Annotated in this window: 9 protein-coding genes, 1 tRNA gene and 2 rRNA genes (1 of these 12 only partly in view); 1 reads left to right on the forward strand and 11 read right to left on the reverse strand. The window is 55.0% G+C overall.

All coding sequences use genetic code 11. The annotated features are described in order from the left end of the window. Positions 1 to 6: 6 nt before the first annotated feature. The 6 genes from AB4X18_RS05505 to AB4X18_RS05530 form a co-directional block, all read right to left on the reverse strand. Positions 7 to 966, reverse strand: a complete 960-nt coding sequence (locus AB4X18_RS05505) for a 2-hydroxyacid dehydrogenase (protein ID WP_370399153.1) — start codon at positions 964 to 966, stop codon at positions 7 to 9. Further along, the gene (locus AB4X18_RS05510; protein ID WP_370399154.1) at positions 959 to 1159 is read right to left on the reverse strand and encodes a hypothetical protein; all 201 of its coding nucleotides are present in this window, start codon (positions 1157 to 1159) and stop codon (positions 959 to 961) included. The genes AB4X18_RS05505 and AB4X18_RS05510 overlap by 8 nt, the downstream gene beginning before the upstream one ends. A gap of 11 nt (positions 1160 to 1170) precedes the next feature. After that, positions 1171 to 2511: an amidase gene (locus AB4X18_RS05515; RefSeq protein WP_370399155.1), complete on the reverse strand. Its 1341-nt coding sequence runs from the start codon at positions 2509 to 2511 to the stop codon at positions 1171 to 1173. Further along, a complete protein-coding gene (locus AB4X18_RS05520) occupies positions 2508 to 3875 on the reverse strand; it encodes a TRAP transporter large permease (protein WP_370399156.1) in 1368 nt (455 codons plus the stop codon). The genes AB4X18_RS05515 and AB4X18_RS05520 overlap by 4 nt, the downstream gene beginning before the upstream one ends. A 30-nt stretch (positions 3876 to 3905) precedes the next feature. After that, a complete protein-coding gene (locus AB4X18_RS05525; protein ID WP_370399157.1) occupies positions 3906 to 4496 on the reverse strand; it encodes a TRAP transporter small permease subunit in 591 nt (196 codons plus the stop codon). A gap of 106 nt (positions 4497 to 4602) precedes the next feature. Further along, entirely contained in the window at positions 4603 to 5697 is a 1095-nt protein-coding gene (locus AB4X18_RS05530; protein ID WP_432817163.1) for a TRAP transporter substrate-binding protein, read from the reverse strand. A 572-nt stretch (positions 5698 to 6269) separates the two neighbouring features. On the opposite strand from AB4X18_RS05530, the gene AB4X18_RS05535 reads away from it, so the two are divergent. Then, a complete protein-coding gene (locus AB4X18_RS05535; RefSeq protein ID WP_432817164.1) occupies positions 6270 to 7001 on the forward strand; it encodes a GntR family transcriptional regulator in 732 nt (243 codons plus the stop codon). Between the two features lie 237 nt (positions 7002 to 7238). Here AB4X18_RS05535 and AB4X18_RS05540 read toward each other — a convergent pair. The 5 genes from AB4X18_RS05540 to AB4X18_RS05560 form a co-directional block, all read right to left on the reverse strand. Beyond that, positions 7239 to 7315, reverse strand: a tRNA-Met gene (locus AB4X18_RS05540). Positions 7316 to 7424: 109 nt separating this feature from the next. Next, positions 7425 to 8327, reverse strand: a complete 903-nt coding sequence (locus AB4X18_RS05545) for a hypothetical protein (protein ID WP_370399159.1) — start codon at positions 8325 to 8327, stop codon at positions 7425 to 7427. 232 nt (positions 8328 to 8559) lie between these two features. Then, positions 8560 to 8674 (reverse strand): 5S ribosomal RNA (rrf, locus tag AB4X18_RS05550). Positions 8675 to 8764: 90 nt separating this feature from the next. Then, positions 8765 to 11595, reverse strand: a 23S ribosomal RNA gene (locus AB4X18_RS05555). Between the two features lie 456 nt (positions 11596 to 12051). Further along, a protein-coding gene (locus tag AB4X18_RS05560; protein WP_370399160.1) for a glycosyltransferase family 2 protein crosses the window boundary here: on the reverse strand, positions 12052 to 12271 show its 3' portion. The gene runs 629 nt beyond the window's last position; the window shows 220 of its 849 coding nt (coding positions 630–849); the start codon falls outside the window, past its right edge; it ends in the stop codon at positions 12052 to 12054.

Consider the following 12271-nt stretch of genomic DNA (forward strand, 5'->3'; position numbering starts at 1 on the left):
TGATCCTCAAAGCGTATCCTGCGGCGTGTTACCCGCAAAGAACGCGTCAAGGTTGTCCAATGCGCGAAAGCCCATGGCATCCCGGGTCTTGCGGGTGGCGCTGCCGATGTGCGGCAACATGAAGACATTGTCATACTTGGCAAATGCAGGGTTTCCGCCCGGTTCGACCTGAAAACAGTCAAGTCCTGCAGCCGCGACATGGCCGGAATCCAGCGCCGCGATCAACGCATCTTCGTCCACCAGTGCACCCCGTGCCGTATTCACAATCACGGCCCCCTTGGGCAGCAGCGCGAAACGGTCCGCATCCATCAAATTGGTGGTGTCTGGTGTGGCGGGACAGTGCAATGACAGGAAATCCGAGACCGCCAGCAGGCTTTCCACGCTATCGTGATACGTTGCCCCCAGCGCCTGATCGTCAGGCAGGGCGGTGCGATTGTAGTAATGTACGTCCATGTCGAAGCCGCGTGCCTTGGCGGCAAAGGCGCGACCGACCCGTCCCATCCCGATGATCCCAAGCCGTGCACCGGTGACCTGCTTACCCACCATGAAGGCAGGCGACCAACTGTCCCATGCGCCCGTGCGCACGATCCGGTCCCCGGCCACGGCGTGGCGGGCCGCACCCAGCATCAGCAGCATCGCCAATTCGGCCGTTGCGTCTGACAGAACGTCGGGCGTGTTGGTCACGACGATCCCGCGCGCCTTCAGCGCCGACAGGTCGCAATGATCGACGCCAACGGAATGGTTTGCCACGATCCGCAACCGGTCGGCAAATTGCGCCACAACGTCGGCGCTGAAATGCTCCGAATGACATGGAATGATCGCGTCAAATTCGGCACTGGCCGCGATCAACTCGGCGGCGGTTCCGGGCGTGTCGGCATGGTTGATCACGACATCGTAGTCGTGCGCCGCGCGCGCCAGCGTCGCGTCAGACAGGCGTCGGGTGATCCAAAGACGGGGCTTAGTCATCTTTCTTGCGAACACATTCGTCCCAGAAATCGTACACCGCCATGCCGCAGACGCAGATGGCGATGATCATGAAGGGCAATCCACCCATGAAGCCCGCGAAGCCGCTTGAGATACTCTGCGACAATCCCCCGACAAAAATGCACAAGATCGCGGTGCCGATCAGTCCGACAATAAGTTTCGTCGTGTAAGACATGTTGATCCTTTCTAGTCAGCTGTTTCAGCAAGATGCTTTTGCAGCCATCGCGCTGTGCGCAACAACCGGTCGTCCTTTTCTGCGGGGCCGATCAGCTGAACACCGATCGGCAACTCGTTTCCACCGATCAGCAGTGGCAAGCTGACACAGGGCAGTCCTGCCAAGGTCCAAAGCGTGCAGAAGATCGGATCGCCTGTGCCATGTCCGAACTTCGGCGCCTCGCCCGCCGCTGACGGCGCGATGATGGCATCATAGTCGAGAAAGAAGTTGGCAAAGAAGGCCTCGGCGGAAGATTTGACGGCAAGCGCGTCTTCGTATTCGGCCTTGGTGATCTGGCGCGCCCGGGTGATGACGGGTTTCAAAGTCTCGCTTATCTGATCCCAATACCGGTCAAAAACCTCCGCCTGATGCTGCGCAATCTCATATTCATGGATCCGCGCCTGAACGGCGACGAGGTTCGAAAGAGTATCGGCAGGCTCCATCCGGGTCACTTGTGGCCCAAGGATTTCAAGCACCGCCTCCATCCCGTCGCGCGCGTCAGCCGACAGGCGGTCATTGAATGGCAGGTCAAACCACACAAACTCCGGCGTCACCGGCACATCGGCTGCGGCACCGGCTCGCATGTCAGGGCGAGGGCGCGCAAAACTTGCCGGGTCGTGCTGATCGTAGCCACCAATCGCATCGGTCAAAAGCGCCACATCCGCGAGGCTACGGCCAAAGCAACCCACCTGATCAAGCGAGACAGAGGTCTGCAAAATCCCGCTGCGCGAGATGACGCCGCGCGTGGGTTTGAAGCCAAACGTGCCGCAAAAGGATGCGGGCCTGATGACGGATCCGTTTGTCTGGGTCCCGATCGCCAAGGGCACATGGTTGGCTGCAACTGCAGCGGCCGATCCGCTGGATGAACCGCCGGGGCTGTGATCGGTGTTGTGCGGATTGCGCGTTTCGTTAGCGTGCACGAATGCCAATTCGGTCGTCACGGTCTTGCCCATGATCACCGCACCCGCCTCGCGCAGCCTTTCGACAACCCGCGCGACATGGTCGGTTTGACGGTTCGCAAAAATCGGCGTGCCCCGCTGCGTCGGCATTTTCGCCGTGTCGATGATGTCTTTCAGCCCTACCGGTATGCCGTGCAGCGGACCTGTCGCAAGGCCTGCCTTGCGAATACGGTCGCATTCGGCGGCCTGTGCCAGCGCGGCGTCCGGATCAAGGAAAACCCATGCCTTGATCGCTTCATCTGTCGCTTTGATCTGCGCAAGGCAGGATTTCACGAGTTCGACAGAACTGAGACGGCCCGAGGCGATGGCGCGCTGCGCCTCGGTCGCGGTGAGTTTATGGCTATCCTTGATCACGGAATATAAGGACCAAACAGATAATCAGGGAACCAAAGCGCGATGCCAGGGAATGTGTACATCAGGACCATGGTCAAGATCACGATACCCAAGTATGGCATGATACCTCGGAAGATCTCCATCAGCTCGATCTGGTTTTTGAGCACCCCTTTCAGATAATAGGCGGACATCGCCATGGGCGGGGTCAGGAATGAGGTCTGCAGGTTCAGGGCAATCAACATCGCAAAGAAATAGGGGTTTACGCCAAATACATCGAGCAGCGGCAAGAAGATTGGAACGAAGATGATCAGGATTTCCGACCATTCCAGCGGCCAGCCGAGCAGGAAGATGATAATCTGTGCCAGGATCAGGAATTCCCACGGCGCAAGGTCCATACCGCCGACCCAATCGGCGATGATGTCGTGACCACCAAGATACGAGAAGACGGATGCAAACGTCCACGATCCCACGAAGAGCCAGCAGACCATTGCCGTGGCCTTGGCCGTCAGGAAGACGCTTTCTTTCAGCTTTGTCCATGTCATTGACCGGTAGAGCACGGCCAATACCATCCCGCCGAGCGCCCCCATCGCCGCCGCTTCGGCGGGTGTTGCCAGACCACCGAGGATCGAACCGAGCACCAATGCAATCAGCACCGTGAGGGGTACAAAACTGATCAACAGATCCTTGTAGATTTCCCTTGGGGGAGGCGGATCTTCCATCGTCGGTTTCGGGGCCAAGGCCGGATTGAAGTAGACCCGCACCATCACGTAAACAATATAAAGCCCCGCCAGCAACAGGCCCGGGAAAACCGCCGCTGCGTAAAGGCGCAATGGCGAAAGGTCGGCGATGGCTGCATAGACAATCAGCATGATTGACGGCGGGATCAGAATGCCCAGCGTCCCACCTGCACAGATGACCCCTGACGCAAAGCTCTTGTTGTAGTTTGCATTGGCCATCGCGGGAAACGCGAGCAGCCCCATCAGCGTTACAACCGCACCCACGATCCCCGAAGCCGTCGAGAAGACGGCGCATGTCAAAAGGGCAGCAATAGCCAGGCTGCCCGGCAGATTGCGCGCGGCCATGTAGAGCGAAAAAAACAGTTTATCAACGATGTTGGCACGTTCGACGACATAGCCCATGAACAGGAACAACGGGATCGCGACAAGGATCGGGTTCTCCATCACGGAATAGGTGTTCTGGTTCAGCAGATAGAAGATGTTGTTGTTAAAGATATCCGAGAAGGTCTCAATCGGGCCGCCCTGATTGTAGGCGTAATATCCAAAGGCCACACCCATGGCGAGCAGGGTAAAGGCAATCGGGAAACCAAGCAGGACAAGAAGAATAAACAGCCCAAGCATCAACAGGGCGACTTCGGGGTTTGTCATCTTTTTTTCTTTCTAGAAGCGCTTGAGCAGTTATTTTCGGGCCGGATGGATTGCATTTATTGCGTCAAGGTCAGCATCGGTGAGCAGGTCTTCGGTCTCTTTGACATCTGCAAGCCGTTCGGGCCAGGCACCGTTCCTCATCGCCATCACGCAGCGCACCAGTTCAGCCACGCCCTGCAGGGCAAGCAGCGCACCCGAAAGCGGGATAAGCGATTTGAAGAAGTAGATCTGGATACTGGCGGGGCTGTTGAAGCTCACTTCCTTGTAGCGCCAGCTGTCGGACGCAATCTCGTATCCGTACCACGCCAGTGCGAGTACGCCGGGGAAGAAGAACAGAAAATAAAGTACGAAATCCATGATCGCCTGCACCTTGACCGGGAACAGCCGGTACAAGACGTCAGCACGCACATGTGTGTCTTGCGCCAAGGCATAGGCACCGCACATCAGGAACAGCGCGCCATACATCTGGATCATCATGTCGAAGGCCCAGACAGTCGGGGCATTCAGAACATAGCGCACGAAGACCTCATAGGACACCGACAGCGTCAGGATGAGGATGCACCAGCCAAAGGCGCGCCCAACCCAGAGGCTGAGGCCTTCGATGGTGTGAACGAATTTCATGAGACTGCCGCTCCCTAGCAGATACTTCGAAGTCTTGGCGAATTGGTATCGCACGACGACGTCCGGGCATCGCATGGACGCCCGGACATCTTCCTATCGCCTTAGATCAACCGAAGTAGTGGTTGTAAGCAAGCTTGTAGTCTGGCTGGTTCAGGTTGAGATAGTTCATCACATCCTTCGCGTATGCCTTTTGCGACTCCATCACCTTGGCAAAGAACGGATCGTCTTCCGCGATGCGCGCCGTCACGACGTCCCATGCCTCCAGCTGGGCAGCCATGACGCTGTCAGGTGTGCGGTAGACATTAACGCCATCGGCTTCCTGCAGCTTGAGCAGGTCATCGGAGTAACGCTTGGTGTTCCCCCAATAGAAACCGGAGTTTTCCGCCATCGATGCGTTCTTGATGATCGCCTGATGTTCCGCCGACAGTGCGTTGAACTTGTCCTTGTTAATCGTGACCTCGAAGAATTCCTGGCTCTGGTGATAGGACGCCAGATGATAGTGCTTGGACACGTCCTGCATGCCAAAGTCGCGGTCTGAGGTCGGGTTGTTGAACTCGGCCGCGTCGATCAGACCGGACTTCATTGCCGGCTGGATTTCACCGCCCGGCAACTGCACAACAGACATTCCCATTTCAAGCAAGACGTCTGCGGCAAGACCAACTGTGCGATACTTCAGACCGTCCATCTGGCTTGCGTCTGTAATCTGCTCCTGGAACCAACCCAGGGGCTGTGCCGGCATTGGCGAGTTGAAGAACGACACCACATTAAGCCGCAGCGTGTCCATCAGCTCTTCGAAAAGCTCCTGACCGCCGCCCGCGTGGACCCAGCCCAGGACTTCCTGGCTTGACCAGCCAAAGCAAGGGCCGGTCCCGAACAGGGATGCCGCCTTGGATTTGCCGTACCAATACGCTGGCACGTAGTGGGCCGCATCCAGCACACCGCGGTGCACGGCGTCTTGCATCTGGCTCGTCTTCACAACCGAGTCGACGGAAAGAACTTCGATTGTCAGCGAACCGCCGGACATTTCGTTCACACGCGCGGCAAAGGACTGTGCGTTCTCCAAAAAGATGCCGCCGCCCCAGGCCGCTTGCATCTTGAGCGTCGTGCCGTGGCCGTCCGCGATCGCAGGGGTTGCCAATGCCGCGGCGCCGACAACCGCCGAACCGCGCAGAAATTTTCTGCGGTTAATAGTATCTGTCATGATTCCTCCCAAGGAAATATGTGACTCGCGCCTCTTTGAAGGGCCGGTTCACGTCTACGTCGTGAGCCTCGGGGTCATTATTGTACACAATGCCCATCGCTCTGAAAGTGCACTATGTCACCCCTCGCCCCGGGGTCCACGGAGACTGTAGAATAAAGGCGGCCCTAAACAAGGGCTACTTGGGGCACCTGACTGTCATCCTGCTTCTTTGTGATGGGGTTGTAGCACCCACAAGATCGGATTGGACCGTGAGCGTCTCTGCGGCCAGAGAGGACCAGATAGTCGACAAAATCCATATTTTTTTGGCGTTTAGGCCGCTTGCCTCACGAAAGCACCAGATCGCGATGGCGCCCGTTATTGCGGCGTAGCGACGAATAAGAAGGCAGAAAAAAATTTTGAAAATATCTGAAGTTCCCCAGTTTCTGTTGCCTCATGTGGGTAGTCGAAATGCATTCTTTGCCCAGACCAATACGAATCCGCATCGACGCACTTGTCCCATGCCATAATTGTATACACCTTAGTGCAGTCCCTCAGAACGTGAACGGGGCGCTTGATAAGTGGGGCTTGTTACCATGACCGATAGAAAACCCAGCCAACTTGACCGGGCCTTGCGTGGGCTAAGATCGCTTGTAATGAGCGGCGCATTTGAAGGTGGCCAGCGGTTATCCGAAGTCACGGTTGCCAAACAGCTCGGCACATCGCGCACACCGCTGCGTCAGGCGATGGACCGTTTGGTTGCCGAAGGATTGCTGGAACGGATCGAAACAGGCGGCTGCCGCGTGGCCACGTTTACCCGTGAAGACATCGCCGATGCGATAGAAGTGCGCGGAGTGATTGAAGGCACTGCAGCGCGTCTTGCTGCTGAACGCGGCGTTAAGCCGGAACAACTTGCGCATGCAAAGGCCGAACTGGACAAGATAGACAGCGCCATCGCGCATCCAGATGGTTTGGATTTCGACGCCTACGTTAGACACAACGCACGCTTTCACGAAATACTCGCAAGCCTTCCAGCCAGCCCCGTGATACAGAAAGAGATCGAGAGGATGATCCTTCTACCTTTCGCGTCGCCCTCTTCATTCTTGAGCGAACAGTCTGCGATGCCTGGCTTTCTTGCTTCGTTGCGACACGCGCAACATCAGCACCGCGGCATGATAGACGCCATAGAGAACCGCGAGGGTGCGCGCGCCGAGGCCATCACCCGGGAACATGCGCGGCTCGCACTTATCAATTTCAACCACTTCAGCGACAACCAACCGCTTGTGGGAAATGATGCCTCCGGATTGGCCTTCATTGCATCAACTTGAACTCCGACAGAAGGCCGCGCTTCCCCGCTGCAATATCGCGAGTTGAAGTGCACCTGAATCCGGTCAGGCAGTGCGCCACCTGATCGTGATGTCGGAGAGCTGACATAGGAACGGATGTCCGCAGCACTGAAATCATGCAGTACGCAGTGCTACCGATATGTATACTAGGATACTCAATCTGTGATGTTATCAGCGCATCTGGGTGCCAGTACGCATTCACATCTGTCCAGTCTGACTTGGTTGCGGGAGTAGGATTTGAACCTACGACCTTCAGGTTATGAGCCTGACGAGCTACCGGGCTGCTCCATCCCGCGCCAAGTCCGGTCTACTTACTCCCAGCATCAGCAAGGTTCAATACCCCAAAGGCAAGAACACGCAGTTTATTCACTGGCGGCCTACCCTTGGGGTTAGCTATTCAGAGCGTTAGAGGAAGAAGTCGCCGCCGCCGCCGCCGTCGCCATCGGATGCAAAAATCAAAACATCCAGAACAGCGGTAGAGCCACCTTCAATGGTGTATTCGAATTGTGTATTGGCGGTCTGATCATCTGTCAAGAAATCGAACTGCCCGTTAGCCGAGAAGTCCACCACACCATCAGCATCCACCATAAGCAAACCGCCGTTTGACCCCACGAAAACAGTACCAAGGACCAGTTCGGATCCATTCACACCGATTACATCACCCTGATAAGGACCATCTTCGGTCGTATCATTGTCAATGAGCGCGAATTGGAAGTTGTCCAGCGGATCCCCGAAACCGAAGTCGTTGAAGGTTTCTTCGTTGGACACGGTCATGGAATCGTCCACGGCAACGTTGAGAGAGACCGGAGGTTCGACAACCTCAGGCTCCGACGTTCCGCCAATCTTGACGGACCCGTCACGATCGCCGTCAGCTTCACCGACCGAAGTCAGGCGGACCGCGAAGTCCTGGTTCATGATGTCATTGATCGTCAGCGGTGCATCGCTTGATGTGGACAGCTGGAAAGACGTGGATTGGATATCATCCTCGCCAATGCCCTGGGTGCCAAACTGTACCCCGATATCGAACTTGCCTGCGTCTTTCGCCACTTCGCCATTGACGTTGTTGTAGCTGTCGACTTTCGTCACGCCGTCGGCTTTCATCACCTCACCTGTCAGGTCGGTCCCTGACACAGAAAGGTCGCCAAGAATTGAATCATCCGCAAGGTCGAAGAACAAACCGTTCAGATCGCCAATCACGCCTGTGTCATTCAGCACGTTGACCTCGAAGCTCAGGCCGTCGGCGGTTTCCGAAACGGTGATCCCGATCTCCACACTCCCGTCGGTCAACTCAAAATATATGGTATCCATTTTCCATCCTCATGTTGTCGTCCCCAATGACAACATCGAGCCAGATTGCGGTGTCACGAAGGCTATTGAGAGGCGTCGCGAAGAACATTGAACGCATCTTGAGCAAGAGTTTAGCGACGATATTCAGACGCTCAAATGGCGCAGAACAGAAAGAAAGCTGCTAGCCCGTAGAAGGATTTCATATAGGGGTATGGAACATCGGTAGAGAGATACGGCCCGAAGGACTTGCTAGGTTTGGCGATGACCTACTCTCCCACGTCTTAAGACGCAGTACCATCGGCGCTAAGGCACTTAACGGCTGGGTTCGGGATGGGACCAGGTGTTTTGCTCTCGCTATGATCACCAAACCAAGTAAATCCTTCGGGTTGTCCAAGTCAGCACAATAACGTGCTGTGTATGCTTTTGATAAGATGTAGAAAATCTTGCTTCTACTGGATCAAATCAAGCCTATCGAGCAATTAGTACCAGTCAACTGAACGTGTTACCACGCTTACATCTCTGGCCTATCGACGAGGTGGTCTACCTCGGCTCTCAGGGATACCTTGTTTTGAGGGGGGCTTCCCGCTTAGATGCCTTCAGCGGTTATCCTGTCCGATCATAGCTACCCTGCACTGCTGCTGGCGCAACAACAGGTCCACCAGTGGATCGTTCACCCCGGTCCTCTCGTACTAGGGGCAACTCCTCTCAAGTATCCTACACCCACGGAAGATAGGGACCGAACTGTCTCACGACGTTCTAAACCCAGCTCACGTACCTCTTTAAACGGCGAACAGCCGTACCCTTGGGACCTGCTCCAGCCCCAGGATGAGATGAGCCGACATCGAGGTGCCAAACACTGCCGTCGATATGGACTCTTGGGCAGTATCAGCCTGTTATCCCCGGCGTACCTTTTATCCGTTGAGCGATGGCCCTCCCACTTGGGACCACCGGATCACTATGGCCGTCTTTCGACTCTGCTCGACTTGTCAGTCTCGCAGTCAGGCTGGCTTCTGCCATTGCACTCAACGAGCGATTTCCGACCGCTCTGAGCCAACCTTCGCGCGCCTCCGTTACGATTTAGGAGGCGACCGCCCCAGTCAAACTACCCGCCACACAGGGTCCCGGATCCGGATAACGGACCGCGGTTAGACATCAAGCAGAACAAGGGTGGTATCTCAAGGGTGGCTCCACCGAAACTGGCGTTCCGGTTTCAAAGCCCACCACCTATCCTGCACATGTTCGGCCTAATGCCAGTGTGAAGCTGTAGTAAAGGTGCACGGGGTCTTTCCGTCTAACCGCGGGAAACCTGCATCTTGACAGGTAATTCAATTTCGCTGAGTCTATGTTGGAGACAGCGGGGAAGTCGTTACGCCATTCGTGCAGGTCGGAACTTACCCGACAAGGAATTTCGCTACCTTAGGACCGTTATAGTTACGGCCGCCGTTTACCTGGGCTTCAATTCAAGGCTCTCACCTCTCCTTTTAACCTTCAGGCACCGGGCAGGCGTCAGACCCTATACGTCGTCTTGCGACTTCGCAGAGCCCTGTGTTTTTAATAAACAGTCGCCACCCCCTGGTTTGTGCCCCCAGCCCCTAGTTGCCTAGGAACCGGGCCTCCTTCTCGCGAACTTACGGAGGTATTTTGCCGAGTTCCTTCAACATAGTTCTCTCAAGCGCCTTGGTATTCTCTACCAGTCCACCTGTGTCGGTTTAGGGTACGATCTAATGATGGAGCTATTTCCAGGAACTCCTAAGCAGCCCATTCAATCCAATAAGGATGAACTACCCTCGGAATTCGTCACTTCCATCTGGCCCAGGAATATTAACCTGGTTCCCATCGACTACGCCTTTCGGCCTCGCCTTAGGGGTCGGCTTACCCTGCTCAGATTAGCTTTAAGCAGGAACCCTTGGACTTTCGGCGAGAGTGTCTCTCACACTCTTTGTCGCTACTCATGTCATCATTCTCACTAGTGATCTCTCCACCGGATCGCTCACGCGCCAGCTTCACAGAAAACTCCGCGTCTCCAATACACCCTAGGGTGTGAAGGAGACATGGAATTATGTCACACTACGCTCTGCTACCATGCAATAAATGCATCCTCAGCTTCGGCTCATGGCTTGAGCCCCGTTACATCTTCGCCGCAAGACAACTTATTTAGACCAGTGAGCTGTTACGCTATCTTTAAAGGATGGCTGCTTCTAAGCCAACCTCCTGGTTGTTTTGGTCGTCTCACCTGCTTTCCCACTTAGCCATGAATTAGGGGCCTTAGCTGGAGGTCAGGGTTGTTTCCCTCTTCACGACGGACGTTAGCATTCGCCGTGTGTCTGCCATCTAGTACTCCTCGGTATTCGGAGTTTGGTTAGGATCAGTAAGCCTGTGGGGCCCCATTACCCATCCAGTGCTCTACCCCCGAGGGTATTCGGATGACGCTCTACCTAAATAGATTTCGCAGAGAACCAGCTATCTCCGAGTTTGATTGGCCTTTCACCCCTAGGCACAGCTCATCCCGATCCTTTTCAACGGATGTGGGTTCGGTCCTCCAGTAAGTGTTACCTTACCTTCAACCTGGCCATGCCTAGATCACTCGGTTTCGGGTCTGATCCCACGAACTCAACGCCCTATTAAGACTCGCTTTCGCTGCGCCTACACCTAACGGCTTAAGCTTGCTCGTGAGACCAAGTCGATGACCCATTATACAAAAGGTACGCTGTCAGGGCGCAAGGCCCCTCCAACTGATTGTAGGCGTTCGGTTTCAGGTACTGTTTCACTCCCCTCGTCGGGGTGCTTTTCACCTTTCCCTCACGGTACTGGTTCACTATCGGTCAGTAAGGAGTACTTAGCCTTCGAAGGTGGTCCTCCGATCTTCAGACAGAATTTCACGTGTTCCGCCCTACTTAATACGTCCAATCATGCTTCTTATACGGGACTATCACCCACTCTGGTTGCGCATTCCAACGCATTCTAACCACACTCATGGCTCGGCTGGTCCCCGTTCGCTCGCCGCTACTAGGGGAGTATCAATTGATTTCCTTTCCTCCGGGTACTTAGATGTTTCAGTTCCCCGGGTTTGCTTTTTTAACCCTATGTATTCAGGTTAAAAATACCTGTTTTACCGCATTATTAGCTGATCCGAAGATCAATAATAACACAGTATCAGGTGGGTTGCCCCATTCAGAAATCTATGGATCAAAGCCTATTCTCGGCTCCCCATAGCTTATCGCAGAGTATCACGTCTTTCATCGCCTCTTACTGCCAAGGCATTCACCAAACGCCCTTTTCGCGCTTGATTTGATCCAGAAAAAGCAAGACTTGCGTCTCGCGCGATCCACAGAAGCTGGTAAGAAACTGTAGATCCTTATCCTGGTTCAAAAGCATACTTTCCCGCCCGCTTCATGTCGGTGAAGCGGACAATTGAGACACGCATATAGCTGCCAGCCGTGCGGGCAAGCAGCGTCATGTCTCGGGTTAGTGTACTTGACTTGGACAACGCTGTTCTTTTTCAGCAGGCATACGTGATCTTGGCCGAGGAAACAGCCGCCAAAACGCTTGCATCAGACCCGAAGGCCGTCAGCACCAAACTGAGATCATCGCCTAACGCGGCGGGATCAAACAGTGTTGATTGTTACTTTGAGATTGCTCTCAAAATAACTGTATCTCTCTAAACGATGTCAAAACCGTGCGTCCGAAGACCACGATCGCGTCCGATTGGACGAGTAAATGCGCGGTAGCGCACTTACTGATCTAATCAGCAATATTTGAACCAATCCGGCAAGGTGGTACGCAGATCAAGTCGGATTGAACTGGCGCGAACGATGCCACCATCCACAACTGAATGAGATGAAACCGCATTGTAGGCATCAAGCGAAGCCTTGCACCATTCAACCGGCTCAAGTGAATTAAATCGCTTCACGAACTTCTTCGCATCTGCTTCTGCGTCAAGCCAGGCCTTTCCAGGCAATCCTGGC

Origin of the sequence: Sulfitobacter rhodophyticola, from assembly GCF_041281685.2 — a bacterium.
In the GTDB taxonomy this organism is placed as follows: Bacteria; Pseudomonadota; Alphaproteobacteria; order Rhodobacterales; family Rhodobacteraceae; genus Sulfitobacter.

What these genes read in the sequence shown, in the direction of transcription:
- AB4X18_RS05535 (WP_432817164.1), top strand. Translation starts at nt 6,270, where the DNA reads ATGACCGATAGAAAACCCAGCCAACTTGACCGGGCCTTGCGTGGGCTA.
- AB4X18_RS05520 (WP_370399156.1), bottom strand. Translation starts at nt 3,875, where the DNA reads ATGACAAACCCCGAAGTCGCCCTGTTGATGCTTGGGCTGTTTATTCTT.
- AB4X18_RS05545 (WP_370399159.1), bottom strand. Translation starts at nt 8,327, where the DNA reads ATGGATACCATATATTTTGAGTTGACCGACGGGAGTGTGGAGATCGGG.
- AB4X18_RS05510 (WP_370399154.1), bottom strand. Translation starts at nt 1,159, where the DNA reads ATGTCTTACACGACGAAACTTATTGTCGGACTGATCGGCACCGCGATC.
- AB4X18_RS05525 (WP_370399157.1), bottom strand. Translation starts at nt 4,496, where the DNA reads ATGAAATTCGTTCACACCATCGAAGGCCTCAGCCTCTGGGTTGGGCGC.
- AB4X18_RS05505 (WP_370399153.1), bottom strand. Translation starts at nt 966, where the DNA reads ATGACTAAGCCCCGTCTTTGGATCACCCGACGCCTGTCTGACGCGACG.
- AB4X18_RS05530 (WP_432817163.1), bottom strand. Translation starts at nt 5,697, where the DNA reads ATGACAGATACTATTAACCGCAGAAAATTTCTGCGCGGTTCGGCGGTT.